Genomic DNA, 25,234 nt, shown 5'->3' with positions numbered 1-25,234 from the left:
TACCTAGTGTTTATGCCCCGTTTAAATCAGAATCAGTAGCCTGATAACCGTTTAAAACTTGGCATAACTTAAAGACATACCTAATATGGTAGTTAAAAGCGCTATTCATGCTACGTTATTGCCACAGACAGCCAGTCTCATAGGAGTAATTATGCTTAAGAAAGTTTTCGTTGGTGTTGTTGCAGTCGTTGTGTTATCTGGCTGTGTCAATACTAGTACACTTTCTGGTGATACTATTTCAGCCAAAGATGCAAAACAGGTACAAACCGTCACTTACGGAACAATACTCAATGCTCGCCCTGTTACTATCCAAGCCGGTGAAGACGAAAACGTCATCGGTGCAATTGGCGGTGCAGTTTTAGGTGGCTTATTAGGTAATACTGTAGGTGGTGGTACTGGTAAAACACTTGCAACAGCAGCGGGAGCAATTGCTGGTGGTTTAGCAGGCCAGCAAGCACAAGGTGCTCTGAATAAAAGCCAAGGTGTACAGTTAGAAATCCGCCTTGATAGCGGCAAGAATATTGTCGTGGTTCAGAAACAAGACCCTAGTGCTTTCCGTACTGGGCAACGTGTTATGATTGCTAATAGTGGTGGTACTGTTACTGTTTCACCTCGCTAATATTAGTATTAGAATATGTTCACCGGGTACTCTCGGTGAACATACATGTTTAGTTTGGGTTATGTGAAGCTCTTTTTTAAATACTGCTATACTCGTCCTATTTCAGATTGCAGCGTTGTGGACGCTATTCACTCGTGCCAGTCACATAGTTTATATGTTCCTCACCGTTCGTTTACTTATCCCCCTTCTGCTCCTCAATTTATTTCGAGTATATACATCAAACCATCGCTTTGTTGACTCATTCGCTCACATTATTCATATATCTATATGATCATTGTGTTAGGCTCAATCAGTCTCCTAGCCAATAGTGATATAATTAGAATATAGAGCTTCATATACAATTGTTAATTGAATTTTAGTTATTCATACTTGCTGTGTTTACTTATCCCTCAAAAAACGGTTAATCTGAAATATCGTATTTTCATTAAATTTCATGATGTTTTGACTTTAATAGCCATTTATATTCAATAAAACAGTTAAACCATTAACGATTTATCATTAAATAATAAACCATATTAATAATTAATTATACAATCAATTTACTTTATAAACATCAAAAAAAATAGATATCATCAGAAAAAGTAAATAATCTTTCAACATAATTTAAATTTGAATAATATATATAGGTCATAATATTTCTAGATTATAGATCTCCTTGTAGGCGAGAAATGTTTTTCTCTAACTTTAAAAGTAGTAATGATAACTGCCCTAACTCATCAGCAGTGATATTACCTAAGATTTCTTTACGCGTATTGTCAATAACTTCATCAACCGTTTTAATAAATGGCTCAGATTCATCAGTGAGCTTTATTCTCTTAGCACGTCGATCATTAACACAAGTATGACGAGAAATTAATTTCTTTTCCTCTAACTGATCAAGCGTTCGTACTAGTGAGGGCTGTTCAATGCCAATCGCTTTTGCCAGTTGGATCTGCGACTGTTCTGGCGGTAATTGACTAATGTTATGTAAAGTAATCCAATGTGTTTGTGTTAATTTAAGCGGTTTTAAGCGATGATCAATCAATGATCTCCACATGCGAACAACACGCGATAAATCAGTTCCTATTTGTGACTCCAATGTTCCCTCCTTATACAATACTATTTGGTTTAACAAATATACAAGTTATAAATTATATTTTAAATTATATATTAACTCCTTCTTGCTATGACAACCAATTATTATGAAAAACCATGATAAATACCTATTTATAGTCAATGTCAATCATTTGATTCGTGATATCAATCACTAGCAGAATTCACTCGTTTTATATATTAAAATCCATTTTATTTACTCGCATAAACTATCAATTATCTTGTTAATAAGAATAGCCTTACTCCTGTTTCAAATCTATCTATTTTAACCCTTATAGTAATTACAATTAACAATAAAAATAACAATTCTCAATTAACCCTTTAAAAACAATAAAATATAGTTAATCTTAAAATCATGTTATTTTGGGTTATATTACTTCTATTTAATCATCATTTTGAATAAATAAAAATTAATTGAAGAGTGCAAATGTAAATTAACAACAATGAATTAATTAACAATTAAATCATACTAAAAACAATACTAAATATTGCTGAATGATAAGAGAGCAGCATGCTAAGTTCATTAAAAAACAATATAATGAGTAGCTGATAAATATAATCATCATATTTCAACGTAAAATACTTCAACTTGAAGTATTTTGAATATAAAAATTATACTTGATAGATATTCAATCAGTGGAAGGCTAGGTAGGTGAACCGGTCAAAACAGCTCTTGTTGTGCTGTAGGTGGATCCTCTTGTGTTTTTTTTATCGCAAGCGAGCGCATATAACGCTGGCGACATAAACGTAAAATATTACGCTTCTGGGGATCTGTAAATTTTAACCAACCAAAACGCTCTTCACGAGAGCGATAGCAACCTCGACAATAGCCTTGTTCGTTAGTTTGACAAATTCCGCGACAAGGGCTCTGGATTTCAAAAAACTCAAGTTGCTCCGCCATGTAGATACCACCTAACGATAAACATTAAATAATGATATACTCCATAAATACGATTATATCTATCATTTACTAATAAAAATTAAATAATTCGAAGTACAGTTAGATGACACCAATGTGTACAAGTGACGCAATATGAGCTTGTTCGACAATAATACTGCAACTTGAATTACCTCAAGTATAAACCCATTTCGTTGTGCTCAAGAGCACAGATACGTTATATTAATCGTTAAAACGATTCAGTTTCACTCAGTTACTTTTTAGGGAGTCTTAATATGCGCTTATTACATACCATGTTACGTGTGACAGACATGCAGCGTTCGATTGATTTTTATACCAAAGTATTAGGTATGCGATTACTGCGTACGAGCGAGAATCCTGAATATAAATATTCATTAGCATTCGTTGGTTACAGTGATGAAAGTGAAGGTGCTGTCATTGAGCTCACCTATAATTGGGGAGTTGATAGCTACGAATTAGGTACAGCTTATGGCCACATTGCCCTTGGCGTCGATAATGTCGCTCAAACCTGTGAAGATATCCGTCATGCAGGAGGTAATGTCACACGTGAAGCAGGCCCGGTAAAAGGTGGTAATACCATTATTGCTTTTGTTGAAGATCCTGATGGCTATAAAATTGAATTAATTGAAAATAAAAGTGCTAGCAAAGGTCTTGGCAACTAATTAATTCGAGTTATTTAAGTTAAGCAGTAAATATTACTGCTTAGCTTAATACTATTAATAATTCGAGGTGCAGCAAGACAGCCAGTAACAGTAGTCACTGAACCTTAATGAAAAAGTGCTTCAATTTGAACTATGACGGGTATATGCAAAATTTTACTGGGTTTGGCATAATAACCAACAACTAGAAACTCTAATATGAATGTCTAATGTCTGATAAAAATAATCCAAATGCACTGGTGAGTCGCTTCAGGGGCTATTATCCTGTTGTTATTGATGTTGAAACTGGTGGATTTAACGCTAAAACAGATGGCCTACTCGAGATAGCCGCCATCACCTTAAAAATGGATAAAGAGGGTTGGCTATCACCCGATGAAACACTCCATTTTCATGTCGAACCATTTGAAGGGGCAAATTTAGAGCCAACAGCCTTAGCATTTACAGGAATTGATCCCACAAATCCTCTACGTGGCGCTGTCAGTGAATATGATGCACTCCATGCTATTTTTAAAATGGTACGAAAAGGCATGAAAGCCACTGATTGTAACCGTGCCATAATCGTCGCGCATAATGCAACGTTCGATCATAGTTTTGTCATGAATGCAGCTGAACGTGCGGGCCTAAAACGCAATCCTTTTCATCCATTCGCCACTTTTGATACTGCTGCACTAAGCGGTCTAGTCTTTGGTCAGACTATCTTAGCAAAAGCGTGTGTTACCGCAGGGATCCCCTTTGATGGTAAGCAAGCACATGGTGCGCTCTATGATACTAACCGTACAGCCCTACTTTTCTGTGAATTAGTCAATAAATGGAAAAAGTTAGGTGGGTGGCCATTAGCCGAACAAGACTAGTTGATTCAACGTCTCATAGCAAAAAACCGTATTAGCCAATCAGGGACTAATACGGTTTCTTAGAATTATTTAGACTATCTCTACAGGGAAATTACTCTGCACTTGCCTCATCAGCTGAGCGATACTTATCAGCTGTTTCTTTAATCAGTGCTTGTAATTCACCACGCTGATACATTTCCATGATAATGTCACAACCCCCTACTAACTCACCATCAACCCACAATTGTGGGAACGTTGGCCAATTAGCATATTTTGGTAGTTCTGCACGGATATCAGGATTTTGCAGAATATCGACATAAGCGAAACGTTCACCACAAGCAGATAGAGCTTGAACTGCCTGAGCAGAAAAACCACAGCTAGGAAGCTTAGGAGAGCCTTTCATGTACAGCAGAATTGGATTTTCTTTGATTTGGCGTTCGATTCTTTCAATTGTCGTCATTTTTTTACTTCCTTAAAGCTTGGGTGCTGGTTTTGCAGTCAGTAAACAATCGCAAATGCAGATGATGCAACTGTTACTAAGCGAGAATATTTGACCGAAAATATTACTACACATTGTTTCATACAATATGCCAGTTTTACAGGGGCATTACTATAGCACCCTCAAATAGAAAAAGGGATTTTTTCTCTATCAGTCTTTTAAAGATAGTTAAATCAAATTAGCTTTATTCTAGCAAACGCATTTTGCGATTTTAGGCTTTATTATCTATATGATTTTACGATGTATTTATATGCTGAATTTGTTAATATAGTACAATGATGCACATGACCATATTTTTATTGTGGTATAATGCGCTAATGACGATAAAATGATACATACAGTGCGCTATATTTTAGTATGTACATGATTAAAAAGACAATTACTCGCTCAATTTTGAGCACCACACCCATACGTGTTGTTTAAAACGCAAACAAGGAGTACGCAATGTCATTTGAACTACCCGCTCTACCTTATGCAAAAAATGCTCTAGAACCTTATATCTCTGAAGAAACGTTAGAGTACCACTATGGCAAACATCACAATACTTATGTTGTTAACCTCAACAACTTAGTAAAAGGTACCGCTTTCGAAGGTAAATCCCTAGAAGAAATCATTAAAACTTCTGATGCTGGCATTTTTAACAATGCTGCACAAGTGTGGAACCACACTTTCTATTGGCACTGTTTAGCACCAAATGCAGGCGGCGAACCTACAGGTAAAGTTGCTGATGCAATCAATAAAGCATTTGGTTCATTCGCTGAATTCAAACAACAATTTACCGATGCAGCAATCAAAAACTTCGGTGCTGGTTGGACTTGGTTAGTGAAAAAAGCAGATGGTAGCTTAGCAATTGTTAATACATCTAATGCTGCAACACCAATCTCTGGTGATGATAAGCCTATCCTGACAGTCGATATTTGGGAGCACGCTTACTATATTGACTACCGTAATGCACGTCCAAAATATTTAGAAAACTTCTGGTCACTCGTAAACTGGAAATTTGTTGAAGAAAATCTTGCTTAACTGATTTTTGGCAACATTTAGGGCGAGCAGTGCTCGCCCTTTGTGATCTTACCTTTGCTATTTAAAGGCAAAACTAAAAAATATGTATTGCAAATGTGATGATCACTGCCAAAGAACCAATTGCTGCTAATAATCCGAATTTAAAATCTGTATCCATGAGTTCCTCTCATTATCAAGAACAGTTAACCAGCCATTTGACCCTATATTGTATAAGGTTAAATAAGTATGACATGACGATTTATAAAAACCAGTGTCTATATCACAGGTTATAACATCAATTATTTCTTTTGTTTTTGCGCTAGATCAGACAAAATCCATAACAAATCGCTAAATTATTGCCAGTTAAGTAACTATGCCTCAATATGCTGGTAATTTTTAATAAGTATTCATAACAAGACCGATTATTGGTCAGGAGTTTTTTTTTCCCATGGCAACGATTAAAGATGTGGCGAAGCGTGCTAATGTCTCCACCACAACCGTATCCCATGTAATTAATAAAACGCGCTTCGTAGCCGATGATACTAAGGCTGCTGTTTGGGCTGCGATAAAAGAACTCAACTATTCGCCAAGTGCTGTTGCTCGTAGTTTAAAAGTTAACCATACTAAGTCGATTGGCTTACTTGCCACATCGAGCGAAGCCCCTTATTTCGCAGAAGTTATTGAATCTGTCGAAAACAGTTGTTATGAAAAAGGTTACACACTCATTCTTTGTAACTCACATAATAACTTAGGTAAACAGCAAGCTTACTTACAAATGCTTGCTCAAAAACGTGTTGATGGCCTTCTGGTGATGTGCTCTGAGTACCCAGAAAAGCTCATTAGCATGTTAGAAGATTACCGTAATATCCCTATGGTCGTTATGGATTGGGGGACGTCGCGAGGTGATTTTACTGATAGCATTATTGATAATTCATTTCATGGTGGTTACTTGGCGGGTCGTTACTTAATTGATCGTGGGCATCGTGATATTGGGGTGATCCCAGGCTCACTTGAGCGGAACACGGGGATTGGTCGCCTCACCGGCTTCCGAAAAGCAATGGAAGAAGCCAAAGTCACTTTACGTGATGAGTGGATTGTACAGGGAGACTTTGAACCTGAGTCCGGCTATAAAGCAATGATGCAAATCTTAAGTAACAAACAAAAACCAACAGCGGTCTTTTGTGGTGGTGATATTATGGCTATGGGAGCCATTTGCGCTGCCGATGAGATGGGGCTGCGTGTTCCACAAGATATTTCTATCATTGGCTATGATAATGTGCGTAATGCACGCTATTTTACCCCTGCACTCACCACTATCCACCAGCCCAAAGAACGTCTAGGCCAAATGGCCTTTACTATGCTACTCGACCGTATCGTGAATAAGCGTGAAGACGCACAAACCATTGAAGTGCACCCACGTTTAGTCGAGCGCCGTTCTGTTGCTGATGGACCATTTATTGATTATCGCCGTTAACCGTTAAGGTGCTAACCACTCAGCGTTGAGAGTTTGACTGTCTCCAAGATATTCAAGTAACCAACTCAACGCTGGTGATGTATTTTTTTCAACCCAAGTTAAGCAGCAAGGGCTTGGTGGAAAAGGCTGTGATAACTCTAATGGGACTAACTTACCCTGCGTACAATACGGCGCTGCGCGATGTTCCGGAACCATGCCGACACACAGCTCATTAACTAAACACACCATACCATCTTCCCAATAAGGTACCACAAGGCGCCGTTGGTTATCTAATGCCCATGTATCTCTTTTGGGAAGATTTCTTGAAGTATCTTCAAGGCATAAACTCGGGTAATCACGCATTTGATCATCTGTTAGTTTCCCTTCAATTTTTGCCAATGGGTGATTTGGCGCTGCAACACACCACCATGACATAAAGCCCATATCACGAAAACTGTAACGTTCTCCGATGGGTGAAGCTCTGGTTGCCCCAATTGCTACATCCACTCGACCATCGGCCAATGCATCCCATACACCATTAAAAACTTCAGGGTGAATATATAATTCGATATCCGGAAAATGACGATAGAAATCTAATATCAGTTGCTGTGTCCGTTGAGGTTTCACAATACAATCAACAGCAATACTAAACTGCCCTCTCCAACCATTAGCTGCCTGTTGGCATTGATGACGCGTTTGTGTCATTTTTTTGATGACTGAGCGTCCTTGCTTGATAAATATCTCCCCAGCTTCCGTCAAGACGACATCGCGATGACGGCGTTCAAATATTGGTACAGCAAGCCATTCCTCCACTTGCTTAACGGTATAGCTAATTGCGGAAGGGACACGATGTAATTCCTCTGCTGCGCCACTAAAACTCCCGGTTCTTGCAACCGCATCAATCACTTCTAACGCATGCGCTGACCACATAACAATACCTTTCAAAAATTTTGATAGCAAGATCCAAATATTACCGTTTCACAATGTAAAAATATAGCCTATACAATAGCGTACATATTAACAATTTTGTAAACTCTAGAAAGTAAATCGCTATGACAAATACTGTGACGAAAAACTCCCCAGGTTTTATGCTCTACCTTGCTGGACTGAGCATGTTAGGGTTTCTAGCCATCGATATGTACCTCCCTGCATTTGGCTCTATGCAAACGGCATTAAATACCACTGAAGGGGCAATTAGCGCCTCCTTAAGTATCTTTCTTGCTGGTTTTGCCTTCGCACAACTGCTATGGGGACCTTTGTCAGACAAACTTGGACGCAAGCCTATTTTAATTGCTGGCTTATTACTGTTTATTCTCAGCTGCTTAGGTATTCTTTGGGTAACCGATGCGACACAGTTACTGATCCTACGTTTCTTGCAAGCTGTTGGCGTTTGTAGTGCCGCTGTTCTTTGGCAAGCATTGGTTATTGACCGTTATGATGCGGCGAGTACCCAAAAGGTATTTGCATCTATTATGCCGCTCGTTGCATTATCACCGGCATTGGCGCCATTATTAGGTGCATGGGTATTGGAACATTATGACTGGGAAATTATTTTTATCGTTTTAATGGCTGTGGGTATTTTATTATTACTTCCAACACTGTTATTAAAAAACGTCACCCCCAAAGCGATGACTACTGACGCGACAGAAAGTAAATCTATTTCCTTTTTCACTTTACTGAGCTCACGTATTTTTAGTGGGAACGTTTTAATTTATGCATCTTGTAGTGCAGGATTTTTTGCTTGGCTAACAGGATCACCGTTTATTTTACGTAATATGGGCTTCAACCCAGCAGATATTGGATTAAGCTATATTCCACAAACATTAGCGTTTATTGTCGGTGGGTATGGTTGTCGTTTTATTTTAATCAAACTACGAGCTGAAGTATTATTTCCATTACTATTAGTAGGTTATGCAGTCAGTATGATTATCTTATTTTTAATATCTATGTATGCTGAACCAACACTGACCATGATACTAATACCATTCTGCTTTATGGCAACCATGAACGGAGCCTCTTACCCAATAGCGGTATCCAAAGCATTGAATGCCTATCCACAAGCTAGCGGTAAAGCTGCTGCTTTGCAAAATTCTTTACAACTTGGGTTATGTTTTTTAGCCAGCCTCTTGGTTTCAGCGTTACCTTTCGACCCACTCTTAGCCACCACAGGGGTGATGGCGGTGACAATAATTCCGATGGTTATCGGTTATTTTCTACAACATACAAAAGATCACTCTAAATCATCACAAAAAAGCTCTGAATATCAGCCTCAATAACTACTTTTCTGATCAGCCACTGTATTTTAGTGGCTGATTTTGATAAAAAATCAAAAATTGACACTCTTTATTTGATCTTCCAGACATTATTAGAAACTCTAATTGCGCGTATTTACTCTAAATTTTACTTTTCTATCAAAAGTGACATTTTTCGCCATTGTTAAATAAAATTATCACTTCTATACTCGGAGAGTACTTAGTCCGAAGTGATTTTTGAGTTAATACTGTACTCTAAATAATTCTAGTTACAGCGAGGCGATTAATGAATCAGCTGTTAGGTGCGTACTAAAGTATGTAACCGACGCCTATGAACGTAGTCACCGTACCTAATAAAAGGTCCTGCGACTTGAAGTATGACGAGTATACTCAGGGTCGATAATATTTATTACCAAACCCTGTCTTTGCGAAGCTATTTCTTCGCAGCCCTACACTTTCAGCAAGTTAAAATTCTATCTCAAAAACCTTCATCTCAAGTTGGAGAGCATATGAGCACTTGTGTAGATGAAACCAAAAGTAAAGTTTCAAATTGGCAAAGAATTGCAGAATCGTTATTAAGCCAAGCTGGCATCGAAGTCAACGGTTCCCGCCCATTTGATATTCAAGTTCATAATACCGATTTCTTTAAAAGAGTTTTGCAAAAAGGCTCTCTGGGCCTCGGTGAAAGTTATATGGATGGCTGGTGGGATTGCGAGCGTCTTGATTTATTTTTCTATAAAGTCTTACAGGCGAAACTCGATACTAAGCTACCCAATAATCTTACTGATATAATGAAAGTCGCAATGGCGCGCCTAAGGAATTTGCAAACTCAGAAGCGTTCATGGATTGTCGGAGAAGAGCACTACGATTTAGGTAATGATCTTTTCACCCTAATGTTAGATCCTTATATGCAATATTCCTGCGGCTATTGGAATGAAGCAACTACGCTTGAGCAAGCGCAAATCAATAAATTAGATTTGATCTGCCGTAAGCTACAAATAGAACCGGGTATGCGCTTACTCGATATTGGTTGTGGTTGGGGAGGCCTTAGCGCTTATGCTGCACGTTATTATGGCGCATCCGTCACTGGTGTCACTATTTCGAAAGAGCAACAAAAATTAGCTCAAGAGCGTTGTAGTGGGCTTGACGTTAATATTATTTTGCAAGATTACCGTGAATTAAATGATAAATTTGATCGGATTGTTTCAGTTGGCATGTTTGAGCACGTAGGCCCTAAAAACTATTCCACTTATTTTGATGTGGCACGTAAGAATATTAAAGATGATGGTTTATTTTTATTACATACCATCGGCTCAAATAAAAACAAAGTGAATGTTGATTCATGGATTGGCAAATATATTTTCCCAAATGGAGTGCTCCCTTCTATTGAGAATATTGGCCAATCCAGTGAAGGGAAATTTGTCATGGAAGACTGGCATAATTTTGGTTCTGATTATGACAAAACACTAATGGCATGGTATCAGCGATTTTTAGACAGTTGGCCTGAGCTTAGCGATAATTATACACCACGCTTTAAACGCATGTTCACTTACTATTTGAACTCATGTGCTGGGGCATTCAGAGCCAGAGATATTCAATTATGGCAAATCCTTTGGAGCCCTAAAGGCGCTAAAGGAGGAATACGCGTACCAAGGTAATTCGTTATTAATCAACCTGAACTAGGGCGCTATCTTTTGATATAGCGCCTTAGTTCATCTATAAATACTATTTTCATTAGTTTTTCCCCTAAAAATGGTTATCATGGGCTAATTATATAACTCACCATGGGTAAACTATGCTCAAACAGTATTATCCGCCTGCTGAATTGAATGGTTTTATCAGCTCAGTGTTAATTCTTAAAAAATTTACGGTACCAATAAAAGTGTTTCCGGGTACTGGCGCGGAGATTTGGGTTTCATCCAAAGAGTTATGCATATCTACTGAAAACCATATAAAAACAAATAAATATCAACTTGTTATCCCTCGCATTGATACCTTCACAGCTAAACCGAATAATGGAAACTTGATGGTATTGCGTGTTCGCCATGATGCGGTGCGTTTTCTGCTCCCTGAACGAACATTATCTTATACTGATAAGCCAACCGCCTTAGCTGACATTTGGCAAGAGCCTTGGTATCTAGATTTAGCAAATTCCTCTTTTAAAGGACTGTTAGACTGCTTTGTCCGTACCAAAGCGTTAAAACAGCCTCAATTAATCGATGATATACTCAATATTCTTTATCGCAATCCCACTAAAAAGATCACAGATATTGCCGATGAAACGGGATATAGCGCACGTTTTATACAAAAAGAATTTTTAAAAGAATATGGTATTACCCCTAAGAGATATCAGATTAATTGTCGTTTAGAACAATTACTTAAAGCTATGCTGAAAGAGCAGGATACCTACCGCTGGCTAGAAACAGGTTATTATGACCAATCACACTTCTATCGTGATTTTAAACGATATTTTACGATGACACCTTCCGCATTCTTAAAGTCTGATTATTCGTTTTTTTACAATACAATCGCAAAGCAAACTTTAAGATAGTTCTCAATACACATAAGGAGAACGGAATGAGTATTGTTGTATACGCACAAATCACAACGGAAAATAAAAACGGATTTTTAACTAAAGACATCGTCAAAAATTTAGCGAAATTAAGTCGACGTGAGCAAGGATGCATCAAGTATGATCTGATTACTAAAGAGGATGGCTATATCGTTTTTGAAGAATGGGAAAGCACCGCAGCCCTTGAAATGCATAAAAAATCAGAGCATTTTAAACGTTTAGTCGAAGCAATTGAACGTGACAATGCGAGTATTTCAATTAACTTCAGCGAAAATTACCAACGAACTGTTTAACTAAACAAATTAACGATAGGTATTAGAGCAATACCCACGAATAGTCAACTACAAAATACACAGGGCTGATGCCCCCTCCCCTAACTTTTAAATGCTATAACACCGATACAATACGGGTGATATAGCATTTTTTAGTGAATATCTAAGACTTCAATTTACATATCATTCTCTTGCGACACAGCCTGCTGTGCTTTTTTCTCTTGCTCTTTTTGTAATAGCACACGCTCTACTGTATCAACAATTGCTTGGGTTTGTGGGTCGATCTCGATATTAACTTTATCACCTAAGCGTTTTTTCCCTAAGGTTGTTCTCGCTAAGGTTTCAGGGATCAAGTGAACACAAAAGCGGTTATTGATGACATCTCCAACCGTTAAGCTAATACCATCAATTGCCACAAAACCTTTGTGCAAAATGTATTTCATCAGTGATTTATCATAAATAGATAACCAAATCTGGTGATTATCTTCTGAAGTGAAGATCTTGCTGATTTCAGCGGTCGTTACAATGTGCCCCGACACAACATGACCACCAATTTCATCACCATACTTAGCGGCCCTTTCTATATTAACCACATCACCGACTTGCAGTTCACCAAGGTTGGTCAGCCTAAGAGTCTCTTTGATTAAATCAAAACTAACCTGTTCACCTTCAATTTTTGTGACTGTCAAACAACAACCATTATGCGCAACAGAAGCGCCAGTTTCTAAACCAACGAGTAGCTCTGGTGTGAATTTCATTACATGGGTACGAAAATTGGCTCTCTCTGTAATTTCAATAATTGGGGCCGTGCCCTGAACAATACCTGTAAACATAATGATTCTCAGTAGGTTGAATTAATAGACTCAGTTTACCTAACATTTTTGAGAGATCTATCTGATTTGAGCGGTTTGTTGATGGCGATAACTATTCAACTTTATGCTTTACGCATGTCAATAAATGCCTTTATTTGAAATTCATCCTTATGAGTCATTGGCTAACACTATTAAAAGAGTTAAAATATAACGTTAACAGTAAGTATTTGATTTATCGTAAATCATTGGCATTTCCTTCTTTATATTCTTTTTATTAGCATTTATTACTCTAAAGGTGTGTGCGTGCAGAAATATTTTACAGAAGCGCGTAGCTTGCTTGCTCTCGGCATCCCGATCATTCTTGCCCAATTTTCACAAACTGCAATGGGGTTTGTGGATACGGTTATGGCAGGTAGTGTCAGTGAAATTGAGATGTCAGCAGTTGCTGTCGGAATTTCAATTTGGTTACCGGCTATTCTTTTTGGACAAGGGCTATTAATGGCACTGACGCCTATCGTGGCGCAAATGAATGGTTCAGGTCGCCGTAATTTGATAGGGAATCAAGTTCAACAAGGGCTGTGGTTAGCGTTTTTCTTATCACTTGGCGTGATCTTTTTGCTTTATAATAGCAAACTTATTATTGGCAATATGCCGCATATGAATGCGGAATTAGCGGATAAATCGGTTCGTTTTTTACATGCTATCATGTGGGGTGCGCCGGGCTATTTATTCTATCAAGTTTATCGTAGCCAATGTGAAGGATTATCCAAAACAAAGCCAGGTATGGTCATTGGCTTCCTAGGTTTAATGGTCAATATCCCTATCAACTATATCTTTATTTATGGGCATTTTGGCGCACCTGCATTAGGTGGCGTAGGATGTGGTGTTGCAACAGCATCGGTTTATTGGGTGATGTGTATCTTAATGCGTTGGTATGTCAGAAAAGCGCCTTCGCAGCGTGACATCCATGCAACGCAGCGGTTTGCTTCCCCTGACCCACTTATCCTAAAACGTATTTTTGTTTTAGGTGTGCCTATCGGATTAGCATTATTTTTTGAAGTGACCTTATTTGCCATTGTTGCATTATTAGTTGCACCACTGGGCGTAGTCGCTGTTGCTGGGCATCAGGTCGCATTAAACTTTAGTTCGGTGATGTTTATGTTCCCGTTATCATTGGGTATCGCGGCAACAATCCGTGTAGGTTACAACCTAGGTCAACAGTCAACTGAAGCTGCAAAAATATCGTCCTATACGAGCTTAGCGGTCGGTTTATTATTAGCTTCCTTGACCGCAATTGTTACCGCAGCCCTGCGCGAACCCATCGCACTGATGTACAACAAAAACCCTGAAGTTGTCGTATTGGCATCAAGTTTGATGCTATTTGCAGCAATCTATCAACTTTCAGACTCAGTACAGGTTATTGGCGCAGGTATTCTGCGTGGTTATAAAGATACACGTTCGATCTTCTTTATTACTTTTACTGCTTACTGGCTATTAGGATTACCAATTGGCTACGCTCTAGCGTTAACGGATCTGTTTGCCGAACCAATGGGCCCTCAAGGTTTTTGGATTGGTTTTATTATCGGTCTGAGTGCTTCTGCAATTGGTATGGCAGGACGTATTTGGTGGATCCATAAGCAGCCTGATAGCTTCGTTTTATTACGTTCAACACGTTAATTGAACGAATAATCAGCAGGTTAATATCTTAGGGAGATGTATTTTTCGCTTAGTCGCTGTAAATACGAGCAAACTATCACGAAAATACATTTTCCCCTTGCCAGAACGACAACAGGACGTTAATATTCGTTCCCGTTGTCACCTTGACAGTTTTGAAGCGCGTCCGTAGCTCAGTTGGTTAGAGCACCACCTTGACATGGTGGGGGTCGGTAGTTCGAGTCTACTCGGACGCACCATTTCATAACGTCAACGAAATCACGATGCGTCCGTAGCTCAGTTGGTTAGAGCACCACCTTGACATGGTGGGGGTCGGTAGTTCGAGTCTACTCGGACGCACCATTTCACAACGTCAACAACATCACAATGCGTCCGTAGCTCAGTTGGTTAGAGCACCACCTTGACATGGTGGGGGTCGGTAGTTCGAGTCTACTCGGACGCACCATTCTAGAATATTCATTATTTCAATACGCTACCTCAACGATTATCAATATTTCAGTCTTTCTCTTTTGTTGCGCAACTCATTCACCTAAAATCATCATTTCTTTTGATCTGTATTGCCTCTTAATCTAATTTTTAAAAATTTGATTTGTCTCACAGTTTTTTGTTGTCTATAATAAGCGCACAAGCTGAAAGGTTTCACTAGAAACAAATCAGTAAGTTAGCTTTTGTGTATTAGATCAGAACTACAATAATGACAATAAAATATGAGATCTAATTCACAACATAATTGCATTAAACACCAGACTGTCGCCTATTCTTACTACAATACGTTGCGCAACACTGACAAGTCAGTGTGCTTCATGAGATCAGGCGACAATACCGATTTCTTTTATAACCTTTAGATAGACTGCCATGAAAAAAACGAAAATTGTTTGTACCATCGGCCCAAAAACCGAATCAGAAGAAAAATTAAGTCAACTTCTTGATGCAGGCATGAATGTCATGCGTCTTAACTTCTCTCACGGCGACTATGAAGAGCATGGTCAACGCATTAAAAACCTACGCGCAGTTTGCGCAAGAACAGGTAAACAAGCAGCTATCTTGCTTGATACTAAAGGCCCAGAAATCCGCACTATGAAATTGGAAGGCGGTAATGACGTCTCTCTCGTTGCAGGCCAGACATTCACATTTACTACTGATACCTCAGTAATTGGTAATAAAGATAAAGTTGCTGTCACATACTCAGGTTTAACTTCAGATCTCAACGCAGGCGATACTGTTTTGGTCGATGATGGGCTCATTGGCATGAAAGTCAAAGATGTCACTGCGACTGAGGTAATCTGTGAAGTCTTAAATAACGGTGATTTAGGCGAGAAAAAAGGCGTTAACCTACCAGGTGTTTCCATTGGTTTGCCTGCACTTGCAGATAAAGATAAAGAAGATTTGGTGTTTGGTTGTGAACAAGGCGTTGACTTTGTTGCTGCCTCCTTTATCCGTAAACGCTCTGATGTTGAAGAAATTCGTGCTCACCTGAAAAAACATGGTGGAGAAAACATTCAAATCATTTCTAAGATCGAAAACCAAGAAGGTTTAAACAACTTTGATGAAATCTTAGAAGCGTCTGACGGCATCATGGTTGCTCGTGGTGATTTGGGTGTTGAAATCCCCGTTGAAGAAGTTATTTTTGCACAAAAAATGATGATTGAAAAATGTGTTGCTGCACGTAAAGTTGTTATTACTGCAACACAAATGTTAGATTCAATGATCAAAAATCCACGCCCTACCCGCGCAGAAGCTGGTGATGTTGCTAACGCAATTATCGATGGGACCGATGCGGTTATGCTATCGGGTGAAAGTGCCAAAGGTAAATACCCTATTGAAGCTGTCACCATCATGGCAACAATTTGTGAACGTACCGACCGTGTTATGCCATCACGTATTGATAGCCAAAAACCAGGTCAGCGCTTACGTGTTACCGAAGCCGTTTGCCGTGGCGCAGTTGAAATGTCTGAAAAATTAGATGTTCCTCTGATCGTCGTCGCAACTTTTGGTGGTAAATCGGCAAAATCAGTACGTAAATACTTCCCAACAGCCCCTATTTTAGCGTTAACTACCAATGAAGAAACCGCGCGTCAGCTATTATTAGTCAAAGGCGTAGTACCTATGATGGTAGGTGGTTTTACTTCTACTGATGATTTTTATCGTGAAGGCAAGCGTGCAGCACTGAATAGTGGACTAGCGAAAGAAGGTGATGCGATTGTCATGGTGTCTGGTGCGTTAGTGCCAAGTGGTACGACAAATACCTCTTCAGTACATGTATTATAATAATCGATTCTACTGTTTAATCACGGTATAAGGTTTCGATATTTGATGAAAGCGGGGACATTTGTGTTTCCGCTTTTTATTTTGGTTATATTCATCCTACTGCAAGTTACAACGCTTTTGGTTAAACATTAATGATCGAGCTCACTCACGTCGAACACTTTCTTTTCTATGTGCCTGCTCGCCCTCTAATTATTTGGAATGCCAAGTCTTGATACTTTGCTCTCACCGATTTTTATCCAACCAATAAATCCTCCCCTCTATTAACTTAAGTTAAATCTCCCACTTGAAGCAAAACTGAGGTGCTATTTTCGGTTTAACATAAAATGCTTTCATTAGAGAATTTTTCAATTTATGGCTTTATTGCAATCTATTATTCATTTGCTATATTAGACGTATATCTCAGAATGCAACTGATTTGATTAAATAATAGCCGCGTGAGCCAAAAATTAAATTTTTTCTTATTTTTCCTACTCTCCGGCGTAAAGTATTTCTAGCAAAAACGGAAATTAAGTACTAGCATAAGACTAAGTGAGCACCATTCCATAAATGCATAACGTTGTTCATATGGAATAAGTAGATGTAGAATGACTGTCTGATATCTATTTTGTTGGTAGCTTACTTTTATATTTTCAAGATAAATCTATCTAGAGGGTAAAATAATGATTCGTACTAAAATTGTACTGGGCTCTATCGTATTAGCTTCAGCATTACTGGCGGGTTGTTCTTCTAACAGCACTGAAGTGCAAAAACTCTCTTCAGACGTGCAAACGCTGAATGGTAAAGTTGATCAGCTGAGCAACGATGTTCAGACTATCCGTGCTGAAGTACAAACTGCACAACAAGAAGCAGCTCGTGCTAACCAACGTCTAGACAACCAAGTTCGTTCTTACAAAAAGTAAGTTTGAACTGGCAATGAGTTAACGGAATGTTCTTTAACTCATTTCTTTATAAAGGGCCTTAATTTAGGCCCTTATTTTTTGCTGGTTAGTTTATTGATTCGTTATAGATTGGCTGTGGTTGAGAAATAGTAAACGAGTCAATTGGCTTTAGCTCTGGATATTTGCCTTGCTCATTAGCACTTTCATCCTGCTGATCTTCGCTTGATGCATATTCAGGCTCATACTGAGACTGTATTTCCGCGCCCTGTCCTTTATTTACCTTAACTGGCAGCCCAGAACGTCTTGCCAGCTCTTTTTCGACTAGCGCTTTATCTATTTCTTCATTTTCAAGAAAGCGTTTAAAATCATCACTCAAAGCAATTGGCATTGTCTGAGGATCATCACTTGGCTTTTTAGACAGCGGTTGGTGCACTTCAATATAATAGCTACCGTCTGGCTCTTTAGAATATTTAACCGGCTGGTTCACAACTTGAACACGTGTTCCTTTAGGAACGGTTTTAAATAACGCTTCAATATCGTCAGGACGCAAACGAATACAGCCAGAACTAACGCGCATGCCGATACCAAAATCAGCATTAGTACCGTGGATCAAATATTCACCATGACCATAGGATAGACGCAATGCATATAAGCCCATTGGGTTATCTGGTCCCGCAGGAACAACCGCCGGCAATGTAATTCCTTCTTTAGCGTAATTTTTACGAATATTCGCTGTAGGTGTCCATGTCGGATCTTTAATTAACTGGCTGACTGATGTGACCATTTCAGGTGTATCACGACCTAATTGACCAATTCCTATTGGGTAGACCACCACCTCATCCTTTCCTGCTGGATAGTAATAAAGTCTTAATTCAGCGAGGTTAAGGACTATGCCGCTTCTTTGTGTTGAAGGCAGTAGCATCTGTGAAGGGATGATCAGTTCTTTGCCTGCCTCAGGTAAATAGGGATCAGTACCGGGATTAGCTTCTAACATTGCAAGTAATCCAATTTGATGCTCACTGGCAATCATTTCTAACGAGCGACCATCATTAGGAACAACATAAATTGAGTTTTCCCCGATCAGGCGTGTATTGCCATCAGGTAATGGATAATCCATTGCTTGCACTGGTGACAGCAATGCACTCGCTACAAACAAACTTGCTGCAGTTAACACTTTTTTCATACCGACTCCAAGGAAAAAACAACATGTGTATCACGCTAAGATGTACATAATAGCAACTATACTACATATCTTTAATACCTATTGAATATATTATGAGTAATAATCATTGCTTTGCTTATGAAACAGCGAGATACAGTCAGCAAATAAATTAACAATTTAAGGCAAAAATGTTGATAGGATTAAGGCGAAAACGAGTGGAGAAACCATCTCCTCCACTCATTGGATAGTTATTGTAATTGTGCTGCGCGCGTAAGGATTGTGCGGATCATCGCGTTTAAACCTTGAGTCCGCGAGGGAGTTAAATGCTGCTCTAGCGCAAGCTGAGAGAAAAAAGCTTTAACATCCACAGCTAAAATTTGCTCTGCAGTTTTACCCTGAAAAAGAATAATTACGATTGCAACTAGCCCTTTTACGATTGCCGCATCACTATCACCCGCAAAAATAATCTGCCCATCGGCTTGTTTTTGCATATCAATCCAAACTTGGCTTTGACAACCCGCAATCAGATTACTATCACTACGCTGTTGTTCTGTTAAAGCAGTTAAACGTCCACCTAACTCTATCATATACAGATAACGTTCTTCCCAGTCCTGACAACGTGAGAAATTGCGCAGTAATTTATGTTCATCGGGCAAAGCTGGCATACTACTTTCCTTATTTAATCTAAGTTCTAAGGTTACATTGATTGTTGATGACAACGATCATTCAGCCCATAAACAAAAAGCCAATTTATTATTGGCTTTTCAGTCAATGATGACAAAAACAATCAAGCTATAGCACTTAGCCTAACAATTTTTTAATCCGTTGTAATGCATTGAATAAAGAATCTATCTCTTCTTTTGTTGTATAGATCCCAACAGAAGCACGACACATTGCTGGAACTTTATACCGTTCCATCAATGGTAATGCACAGTGATGACCTGTACGTATTGCAATACCATATTGATCTAAAAATGAGCCGACATCATAAGCATGATGCTCACCCAAATTGAAAGCAAGTACTCCTTCCCGCTGCTCATTGCCATATAAAACTAATGAAGGAACTTCTTTCAATTTTTGCGATGCATAGGACATAATCGACTTTTCATAAGCAAATGCCGCTGATCTTCCCAAAGTATTGAGATAATCAAAAGCAGCGCCTAAGCCAATAATCGCACTGACGTTTGGGGTTCCTGCTTCAAAGCGCCATGGCGCATCTGCATAGGTGATCCCTTTTTTTAGGCTAACATTGCGGATCATAGCTCCGCCGCCTTCCCATGGAGGCATGTTATCTAATAGCGATTTTTTACCGTAAAGTACACCAATTCCTGTTGGACCATACAATTTGTGCCCAGAAAAGGTATAAAAATCACAATCTAAATCTTGTACATCAACAACACTGTGCATCGCACCTTGCGCACCATCAACTAATACGTGAAGCAGAGCCCCACAAGAGGCTGCAAATGAGCGAGCCTGCGTTATGATCGCTTTAACTGGGTTAACAGTGCCTAGAACATTAGAGATGTGAGTAAAACTCAGTAAACGGGTCTTGGCATCAATTAATGCTTCAAGCTCCGCAAGTTCCAGTTCACCATTATCGGAAACAGGAAGCACGCGAATTTCACAGCCAATAGTTTCAGCTAACATATACCATGGCACAATATTCGCATGATGCTCCATCTCAGTAATGATGATGTTGTCACCCTGACTAATGAACTTGCGACCAAAGGTATTCGCAACCAAATTAATCGCTTCTGTAGTGCCTTTGACAAAGACAATTTCTTCGGCAGACGAAGCGTTGATAAAATCAGCCGCTTTTTGACGAACTTCTTCCATCATACTTGTCGCTTGGGCACTTAAGGTATGAATACCCCGATGTACCGCAGCATAATGGTGCAACGTAAACTCGCTCTCTTTTTCAACCACTTGAAGAGGCTTCTGTGCGCTAGCTGCACTATCAAGATAAACCAACGGGTGATTATTGATATTTTGAGACAAGGCAGGAAAATCCTGCCTTACTGCTGCTACGTTGTATGTCATTTGCGTATTAAACCTCTGCTAAGCGTCGACGTATATTCGCCATAACCGCTTGTTTGAGTTCATCTGAACCAATTGATTCGGTTAACTCAGCAGCAAATGCGATAATAATCATATGTTTTGCAGCTTTGCCGTCGATCCCTCTTGAACGTAGGTAGAACAACTGTTCATCATCGATACGCCCCACTGTTGCACCATGGCCACATTTTACATCGTCAGCATAGATTTCTAACTGAGGTTTGGTGTCAACTTCAGCTTGCTCACCAAGTAATAAGGTATGATTCCCCATCTGACCATCAGTTTTTAAGGCGCTCGGTGCGACTTTAATCATGCCGTTAAATACCGCTTTACTGCTATCCATTGCAATGACTTTATGTAATTGTCGGCTTTCACAATGGCTTGCGTTATGTTCAAGATAAGTGCGCGTATCAACAATTTCGTTATCTTTCGGCAATAATAAGCTATTCAGTGATAAATTAGCATTTTCCCCTGTCAGCTGAGCACTAGTATGATGACGCGTTAGTGCCCCACCCAGTAAAAAGCTGCTGCTAAGCACTTGGCTATCACGACCAACTACAATGTCATTGTGAGCAAAATGCTGTGAACGATGGTTCTCATTGTTCAGTTTAAAATGCTGATATTGCGCATTATCACCGACTTCAACGGTCAAACGGCTGCCTGTCAGGTGAGCACAGTCATTTGTGCTGACAAAGTGCTCAATAACTTGAGCCTGACTATTTGCACCTAGCGCAATATGATAACGATATTGGCTCGTATTGACCTCTGTGCCTTCATTTCCACTGGAAATATTCAGAAGATAAAGAGGCTTCTGTGCCACTTGATTGGCGGCAAGGTGGATCACAATCGGTTGCTGTGCAAGACTTTCAGTTAAGTGTAAGAAGATCTCGCTATTCACTGCATCAGGCAAAAGATCTTGATTATCTAACAACGCAACTTGGAATGGCCCCATATCAATTGAGCTCAACGCTGAACTATAACGACCATCAATCATGACAATTCGATAAGCGTCTATTGATAGTGCTAATGCCTCACACGCTTGCTCATTAATAGACTGATCTGCAAAGTGATATTGGGTTTTTAATACCGTATGCAAAGGGGTGTAGTGCCAGTCCTCATGACGAAACGGTGGTAAGCCAACTTGTTTAGCCTTTTCCCAATGTGCTGCTGCATGATGCGATTTAGCACCTGCACGTTGTTCGAAAAGTGTTGCAAAACGCGCCATGGCTTGCTCATTTAAAGCAGCGACTTGACCACGTTTACCTGCTCTCTCACTGTTGGTCAATAAGCCAGCCATAACCTTGCTCCTCCAGTTTTTTCGCCAAGCTGAAATCACCTGATTTGATGATTTTCCCCTGATATAACACGTGAACAAAATCAGGTTTGACGTAATCTAGAATGCGCTGGTAGTGCGTCACGATAATAAATGAACGTTCTGGAGAGCGCAGTGAATTGACACCATTTGCAACAGTTTTCAATGCATCGATATCTAAACCTGAGTCGGTTTCATCTAAAATGCATAGCTGTGGCTCTAAGGCCGCCATTTGCAAAATATCATTACGTTTCTTTTCACCACCCGAGAAACCAACGTTTACTGAGCGCGTTAGCAGATCTTCAGGCATTTCCAATAATTGAATTTTATCTTCAATAAAATCTTGAAAGTCAAAGCGGTCTAATGCTTCTTGCTGACGGTATTCACGAACCGCGTTTACCGCAGTTTGCAGGAAAAATTGGTTACTGACACCTGGGATTTCTACTGGGTATTGGAAAGCAAGGAAAACCCCTTCACCAGCGCGTTCTTCAGGATCAAGCTCTAGCAGATCTTTACCTTTGAAGGTCACTTCACCACTGTCGATTTCATACTCTTCACGACCCGCAAGGGTTGCAGATAACGTACTTTTACCCGAACCATTTGGCCCCATAATGGCGTGAACCTCACCCGGTTTCACTTCCAATGATAAGCCTTTTAATATTTCATTACCTTCAACACTTACATGTAAATTTTTAACACTTAACATATCAACATGCCTTTAGCGCTTTTGCGCATAAACTCTTATTGTGATCAACCCACGCTATGCTCTAGGCTGATTGCCAGCAATTTCTGTGCTTCCACTGCAAACTCTAACGGGAGCTCTGAGAAAACATCTTTACAGAAACCATTTACGATCATGGATATAGCATCATCCTCACTAATTCCACGTTGTAAGCAATAAAACAATTGATCTTCACCAATACGAGAGGTGGTTGCCTCATGTTCTAGTTGAGCAGTATTGTTTTTGACTTCAACATAAGGGAATGTGTGAGCGCCGCATTGAGTACCAATCAACATCGAGTCACATTGGGTGAAGTTACGTGCATTATGTGCACTTGGTAATATCTTCACTAAACCACGATAGCTGTTTTGGCTCTTGCCCGCAGAGATACCTTTAGAAATAATCGTTGAACGGGTATTTTTCCCGATATGGATCATCTTAGTCCCTGTATCGGCTTGCTGGTTACCATTAGTCAACGCAACAGAGAAAAACTCACCCACTGAGTTATCACCTTTCAAGATAACACTCGGGTATTTCCATGTAATAGCAGAACCGGTTTCTGACTGTGTCCACGACATTTTGGAGTTTTCACCTTCACATAATGCACGTTTGGTCACAAAGTTCAGGATCCCTCCCGTATCACTGTCACCACCTGAGAACCAGTTTTGTACTGTGGAATATTTGACTTCAGCATCTTTATGAATAATGACTTCAACAACCGCAGCATGCAGCTGATAACTATCACGGACAGGCGCAGAACAGCCTTCAATATAACTCACGTAGCTGCCTTCATCGGCAACTAGAATGGTCCGCTCAAATTGCCCTGTTTTTGCTGCATTAATTCGGAAGTAAGTCGATAATTCCATTGGGCAACGCACCCCTTTCGGGATATAAACAAAGGTACCATCTGAAGCAACCGCTGCGTTTAAGGCCGCAAAGAAGTTATCGTGACTGGAAACAACCGTACCAAGGTATTTTTGCACTAACTCAGGATACTCTTGGATTGCTTCACTGAATGAACAGAAAATAATGCCATGCTTAGCAAGATCTTCACGATAAGTGGTGGATACTGACACGGAGTCAAAAATTGCATCAACCGCAACTTTTGCGCCTTCACGGACAGGAACCCCCAGCTGGTTGAAAGCATCTTCAACTTCAGCGGTAAGATAATTATTGGTTTCAGTGACGCCAGTTGCCTGTGTCGCACCTGATTGCGAACCACAAGTATCATCACATGAACCACAAGAAGGTGCTGAGTAGTAGCTATATTCTTGATAATCTAAATTTGGATAATGGGCTTTTAACCAGTGTGGCTCTTCCATTCCTTTCCAGTGATGATATGCATCAAGGCGGAATTTTAGCATCCACTCAGGTTCATTTCGTTTCGCAGAAATCGCTCGGACCACGTCTTCGTTGATCCCTTTAGCCATTTCATCTGTGGCGACATTCGTAAAGAAGCCTTCTTTATATCGCTGGTCATCTAGCCAGCTTTGAACTTCATCGCCAATTTCTACATTGCTCTGAGACATAATCTGACTTCACATGTTAAACGCCGAAGCTTTCACCACACCCACAGGCATGTTGGGCTTTCGGGTTATTAAATTTAAAGATGCGATTTAGCCCTTCTTGGACATAATCAACAACGGTACCATCAATAAATGGCATTGCTTGTTTCGGCACATAAAGGCGTGCCCCATCGTGTTCAAAGAGTAAATGATCATCTGTTGGGTTTTTGATCATTTCAAAAACATAACCAAAACCAGCACAGCCCGACTGTTTAACCCCTAGCGAAAGCCCTTTAGTATCAGGATTCTGCTCCATCAATTTTTTAATTTGTTTCGCTGCGCTATCAGTCAGATTGACACCTTGCCAATTGGTTTCATCAATAGAAAACGTTTCTACATTGTCATTCACTTTTGCAGTCATTTTGACCCCACAATTTTCATGGCTTTTCAGCCAGTTATCAGGAGATTAACTCCGTTTGTCCTATGGTAACGATAACCCTTGTCACTTCAACCATTTGTTTTGAGAGGTTATACCTATTTTAGCTCATTTTTTGCCCATTCGTAGTCTATTAACTCAGCAAAAACAGTAAAAATGAGTGCTAACCTATTAAATATAAACAGTTAAATTATTTTACATTTTTTTTAATTTTGTGTACTAAGAGATACATAAAAATCGCA

General features: G+C 39.5%; 25 protein-coding genes and 3 tRNA genes. 15 read left to right on the top strand and 13 right to left on the bottom strand.

Annotated features, from left to right (window positions below; genetic code table 11):
• Positions 1 to 151: 151 nt before the first annotated feature.
• Positions 152 to 619 carry a glycine zipper 2TM domain-containing protein gene (locus SC428_RS04600; protein WP_070929741.1) on the top strand — a complete coding sequence of 156 codons (468 nt, stop codon included), beginning with the start codon at positions 152 to 154 and terminating at the stop codon, positions 617 to 619.
• A gap of 643 nt (positions 620 to 1,262) precedes the next feature.
• Here SC428_RS04600 and slyA read toward each other — a convergent pair.
• Together slyA and SC428_RS04590 are read right to left on the bottom strand one after the other, a co-directional pair.
• Positions 1,263 to 1,697 (bottom strand): transcriptional regulator SlyA, encoded by a 435-nt coding sequence (gene slyA, locus SC428_RS04595; protein WP_070929742.1) that lies wholly within the window; start codon positions 1,695 to 1,697, stop codon positions 1,263 to 1,265.
• 675 nt (positions 1,698 to 2,372) lie between these two features.
• Positions 2,373 to 2,612, bottom strand: coding sequence for a DUF1289 domain-containing protein (locus SC428_RS04590; protein ID WP_070929743.1), 240 nt, complete (start codon positions 2,610 to 2,612; stop codon positions 2,373 to 2,375).
• Between the two features lie 272 nt (positions 2,613 to 2,884).
• Between SC428_RS04590 and gloA the strand changes: the two genes are divergently transcribed.
• On the top strand, positions 2,885 to 3,292 hold the full coding sequence (gloA, locus tag SC428_RS04585; RefSeq protein WP_070929744.1) for a lactoylglutathione lyase: 408 nt from the start codon (positions 2,885 to 2,887) through the stop codon (positions 3,290 to 3,292).
• A 206-nt stretch (positions 3,293 to 3,498) separates the two neighbouring features.
• Positions 3,499 to 4,140, top strand: a complete 642-nt coding sequence (gene rnt / locus SC428_RS04580) for a ribonuclease T (protein WP_070929745.1) — start codon at positions 3,499 to 3,501, stop codon at positions 4,138 to 4,140.
• Between the two features lie 91 nt (positions 4,141 to 4,231).
• Here rnt and SC428_RS04575 read toward each other — a convergent pair whose 3' ends face one another.
• Entirely contained in the window at positions 4,232 to 4,579 is a 348-nt protein-coding gene (locus tag SC428_RS04575) for a Grx4 family monothiol glutaredoxin (RefSeq protein ID WP_070929746.1), read from the bottom strand.
• A gap of 483 nt (positions 4,580 to 5,062) precedes the next feature.
• Between SC428_RS04575 and sodB the strand changes: the two genes are divergently transcribed.
• Complete coding sequence (gene sodB, locus SC428_RS04570) at positions 5,063 to 5,641, top strand: superoxide dismutase [Fe] (protein WP_070929747.1); 579 nt, start codon at positions 5,063 to 5,065, stop codon at positions 5,639 to 5,641.
• Positions 5,642 to 5,714: 73 nt separating this feature from the next.
• Here the strand turns inward: sodB and SC428_RS22170 are convergent, their stop codons facing one another.
• Positions 5,715 to 5,798, bottom strand: a complete 84-nt coding sequence (locus SC428_RS22170) for a YnhF family membrane protein (protein ID WP_139158717.1) — start codon at positions 5,796 to 5,798, stop codon at positions 5,715 to 5,717.
• Positions 5,799 to 6,068: 270 nt separating this feature from the next.
• Between SC428_RS22170 and purR the strand changes: the two genes are divergently transcribed.
• The gene (gene purR, locus SC428_RS04565) at positions 6,069 to 7,094 is read left to right on the top strand and encodes an HTH-type transcriptional repressor PurR (RefSeq protein ID WP_070929748.1); all 1,026 of its coding nucleotides are present in this window, start codon (positions 6,069 to 6,071) and stop codon (positions 7,092 to 7,094) included.
• Positions 7,095 to 7,097: 3 nt separating this feature from the next.
• Here the strand turns inward: purR and punR are convergent, their stop codons facing one another.
• Positions 7,098 to 8,003 carry a DNA-binding transcriptional activator PunR gene (punR, locus tag SC428_RS04560; RefSeq protein WP_070929749.1) on the bottom strand — a complete coding sequence of 302 codons (906 nt, stop codon included), beginning with the start codon at positions 8,001 to 8,003 and terminating at the stop codon, positions 7,098 to 7,100.
• Between the two features lie 122 nt (positions 8,004 to 8,125).
• Between punR and punC the strand changes: the two genes are divergently transcribed.
• From punC to SC428_RS04540, 4 genes are all read left to right on the top strand, one after another.
• A complete protein-coding gene (punC, locus tag SC428_RS04555; protein WP_070929750.1) occupies positions 8,126 to 9,349 on the top strand; it encodes a purine nucleoside transporter PunC in 1,224 nt (407 codons plus the stop codon).
• A 485-nt stretch (positions 9,350 to 9,834) separates the two neighbouring features.
• Complete coding sequence (cfa, locus tag SC428_RS04550; protein WP_070929751.1) at positions 9,835 to 10,983, top strand: cyclopropane fatty acyl phospholipid synthase; 1,149 nt, start codon at positions 9,835 to 9,837, stop codon at positions 10,981 to 10,983.
• 137 nt (positions 10,984 to 11,120) lie between these two features.
• Positions 11,121 to 11,876, top strand: coding sequence for a helix-turn-helix transcriptional regulator (locus SC428_RS04545; RefSeq protein ID WP_140179136.1), 756 nt, complete (start codon positions 11,121 to 11,123; stop codon positions 11,874 to 11,876).
• 26 nt (positions 11,877 to 11,902) lie between these two features.
• Entirely contained in the window at positions 11,903 to 12,190 is a 288-nt protein-coding gene (locus SC428_RS04540) for a putative quinol monooxygenase (RefSeq protein ID WP_070929753.1), read from the top strand.
• Between the two features lie 155 nt (positions 12,191 to 12,345).
• Here the strand turns inward: SC428_RS04540 and SC428_RS04535 are convergent, their stop codons facing one another.
• Positions 12,346 to 13,002 (bottom strand): riboflavin synthase subunit alpha, encoded by a 657-nt coding sequence (locus tag SC428_RS04535; protein WP_318706072.1) that lies wholly within the window; start codon positions 13,000 to 13,002, stop codon positions 12,346 to 12,348.
• Between the two features lie 282 nt (positions 13,003 to 13,284).
• Between SC428_RS04535 and SC428_RS04530 the strand changes: the two genes are divergently transcribed.
• The 6 genes from SC428_RS04530 (at position 13,285) to SC428_RS04505 (ending at position 17,822) form a co-directional block, all read left to right on the top strand.
• Positions 13,285 to 14,658, top strand: coding sequence for an MATE family efflux transporter (locus tag SC428_RS04530; RefSeq protein ID WP_070929755.1), 1,374 nt, complete (start codon positions 13,285 to 13,287; stop codon positions 14,656 to 14,658).
• A gap of 159 nt (positions 14,659 to 14,817) precedes the next feature.
• Positions 14,818 to 14,894, top strand: a tRNA-Val gene (locus tag SC428_RS04525).
• A gap of 26 nt (positions 14,895 to 14,920) precedes the next feature.
• Positions 14,921 to 14,997 (top strand) — tRNA-Val (locus SC428_RS04520).
• Between the two features lie 26 nt (positions 14,998 to 15,023).
• Positions 15,024 to 15,100 (top strand) — tRNA-Val (locus tag SC428_RS04515).
• 410 nt (positions 15,101 to 15,510) lie between these two features.
• Positions 15,511 to 16,923 carry a pyruvate kinase PykF gene (pykF, locus tag SC428_RS04510; RefSeq protein ID WP_070929756.1) on the top strand — a complete coding sequence of 471 codons (1,413 nt, stop codon included), beginning with the start codon at positions 15,511 to 15,513 and terminating at the stop codon, positions 16,921 to 16,923.
• A 659-nt stretch (positions 16,924 to 17,582) separates the two neighbouring features.
• Positions 17,583 to 17,822 (top strand): major outer membrane lipoprotein, encoded by a 240-nt coding sequence (locus SC428_RS04505; RefSeq protein ID WP_070929757.1) that lies wholly within the window; start codon positions 17,583 to 17,585, stop codon positions 17,820 to 17,822.
• Positions 17,823 to 17,907: 85 nt separating this feature from the next.
• Here SC428_RS04505 and SC428_RS04500 read toward each other — a convergent pair whose 3' ends face one another.
• From SC428_RS04500 to sufA, 7 genes are all read right to left on the bottom strand, one after another.
• Positions 17,908 to 18,984 carry a L,D-transpeptidase family protein gene (locus tag SC428_RS04500; protein WP_070929758.1) on the bottom strand — a complete coding sequence of 359 codons (1,077 nt, stop codon included), beginning with the start codon at positions 18,982 to 18,984 and terminating at the stop codon, positions 17,908 to 17,910.
• A 227-nt stretch (positions 18,985 to 19,211) separates the two neighbouring features.
• Complete coding sequence (gene sufE / locus SC428_RS04495; RefSeq protein ID WP_070929759.1) at positions 19,212 to 19,628, bottom strand: cysteine desulfuration protein SufE; 417 nt, start codon at positions 19,626 to 19,628, stop codon at positions 19,212 to 19,214.
• Positions 19,629 to 19,764: 136 nt separating this feature from the next.
• A complete protein-coding gene (gene sufS, locus SC428_RS04490) occupies positions 19,765 to 21,003 on the bottom strand; it encodes a cysteine desulfurase SufS (protein WP_318706064.1) in 1,239 nt (412 codons plus the stop codon).
• 7 nt (positions 21,004 to 21,010) lie between these two features.
• Complete coding sequence (gene sufD, locus SC428_RS04485; RefSeq protein WP_283125835.1) at positions 21,011 to 22,315, bottom strand: Fe-S cluster assembly protein SufD; 1,305 nt, start codon at positions 22,313 to 22,315, stop codon at positions 21,011 to 21,013.
• Positions 22,290 to 23,036 (bottom strand): Fe-S cluster assembly ATPase SufC, encoded by a 747-nt coding sequence (gene sufC / locus SC428_RS04480; RefSeq protein WP_070929762.1) that lies wholly within the window; start codon positions 23,034 to 23,036, stop codon positions 22,290 to 22,292. The genes sufD and sufC overlap by 26 nt, the downstream gene beginning before the upstream one ends.
• Positions 23,037 to 23,080: 44 nt before the next feature.
• The gene (gene sufB, locus SC428_RS04475) at positions 23,081 to 24,580 is read right to left on the bottom strand and encodes a Fe-S cluster assembly protein SufB (protein WP_070929763.1); all 1,500 of its coding nucleotides are present in this window, start codon (positions 24,578 to 24,580) and stop codon (positions 23,081 to 23,083) included.
• 16 nt (positions 24,581 to 24,596) lie between these two features.
• Entirely contained in the window at positions 24,597 to 24,977 is a 381-nt protein-coding gene (gene sufA, locus SC428_RS04470; RefSeq protein ID WP_070929764.1) for a Fe-S cluster assembly scaffold SufA, read from the bottom strand.
• Positions 24,978 to 25,234 lie beyond the last annotated feature (257 nt).

The organism is Providencia sp. 2023EL-00965 (assembly GCF_033550225.1).
Lineage (GTDB): Bacteria > Pseudomonadota > Gammaproteobacteria > Enterobacterales > Enterobacteriaceae > Providencia > Providencia manganoxydans.
The sequence above is the reverse complement of the archived record's forward strand: the minus strand, read 5'-3'. Positions and strand labels throughout refer to the sequence as shown.

Coding starts and splice junctions, on each gene's coding strand:
- SC428_RS04600 (WP_070929741.1), top strand. CDS start 152: ATGCTTAAGAAAGTTTTCGTTGGTGTTGTTGCAGTCGTTGTGTTATCT.
- SC428_RS04590 (WP_070929743.1), bottom strand. CDS start 2,612: ATGGCGGAGCAACTTGAGTTTTTTGAAATCCAGAGCCCTTGTCGCGGA.
- gloA (WP_070929744.1), top strand. CDS start 2,885: ATGCGCTTATTACATACCATGTTACGTGTGACAGACATGCAGCGTTCG.
- rnt (WP_070929745.1), top strand. CDS start 3,499: ATGTCTGATAAAAATAATCCAAATGCACTGGTGAGTCGCTTCAGGGGC.
- SC428_RS04575 (WP_070929746.1), bottom strand. CDS start 4,579: ATGACGACAATTGAAAGAATCGAACGCCAAATCAAAGAAAATCCAATT.
- sodB (WP_070929747.1), top strand. CDS start 5,063: ATGTCATTTGAACTACCCGCTCTACCTTATGCAAAAAATGCTCTAGAA.
- SC428_RS22170 (WP_139158717.1), bottom strand. CDS start 5,798: ATGGATACAGATTTTAAATTCGGATTATTAGCAGCAATTGGTTCTTTG.
- purR (WP_070929748.1), top strand. CDS start 6,069: ATGGCAACGATTAAAGATGTGGCGAAGCGTGCTAATGTCTCCACCACA.
- punR (WP_070929749.1), bottom strand. CDS start 8,003: ATGTGGTCAGCGCATGCGTTAGAAGTGATTGATGCGGTTGCAAGAACC.
- punC (WP_070929750.1), top strand. CDS start 8,126: ATGACAAATACTGTGACGAAAAACTCCCCAGGTTTTATGCTCTACCTT.
- cfa (WP_070929751.1), top strand. CDS start 9,835: ATGAGCACTTGTGTAGATGAAACCAAAAGTAAAGTTTCAAATTGGCAA.
- SC428_RS04545 (WP_140179136.1), top strand. CDS start 11,121: ATGCTCAAACAGTATTATCCGCCTGCTGAATTGAATGGTTTTATCAGC.
- SC428_RS04540 (WP_070929753.1), top strand. CDS start 11,903: ATGAGTATTGTTGTATACGCACAAATCACAACGGAAAATAAAAACGGA.
- SC428_RS04535 (WP_318706072.1), bottom strand. CDS start 13,002: ATGTTTACAGGTATTGTTCAGGGCACGGCCCCAATTATTGAAATTACA.
- pykF (WP_070929756.1), top strand. CDS start 15,511: ATGAAAAAAACGAAAATTGTTTGTACCATCGGCCCAAAAACCGAATCA.
- SC428_RS04505 (WP_070929757.1), top strand. CDS start 17,583: ATGATTCGTACTAAAATTGTACTGGGCTCTATCGTATTAGCTTCAGCA.
- SC428_RS04500 (WP_070929758.1), bottom strand. CDS start 18,984: ATGAAAAAAGTGTTAACTGCAGCAAGTTTGTTTGTAGCGAGTGCATTG.
- sufE (WP_070929759.1), bottom strand. CDS start 19,628: ATGCCAGCTTTGCCCGATGAACATAAATTACTGCGCAATTTCTCACGT.
- sufS (WP_318706064.1), bottom strand. CDS start 21,003: ATGACATACAACGTAGCAGCAGTAAGGCAGGATTTTCCTGCCTTGTCT.
- sufD (WP_283125835.1), bottom strand. CDS start 22,315: ATGGCTGGCTTATTGACCAACAGTGAGAGAGCAGGTAAACGTGGTCAA.
- sufC (WP_070929762.1), bottom strand. CDS start 23,036: ATGTTAAGTGTTAAAAATTTACATGTAAGTGTTGAAGGTAATGAAATA.
- sufB (WP_070929763.1), bottom strand. CDS start 24,580: ATGTCTCAGAGCAATGTAGAAATTGGCGATGAAGTTCAAAGCTGGCTA.
- sufA (WP_070929764.1), bottom strand. CDS start 24,977: ATGACTGCAAAAGTGAATGACAATGTAGAAACGTTTTCTATTGATGAA.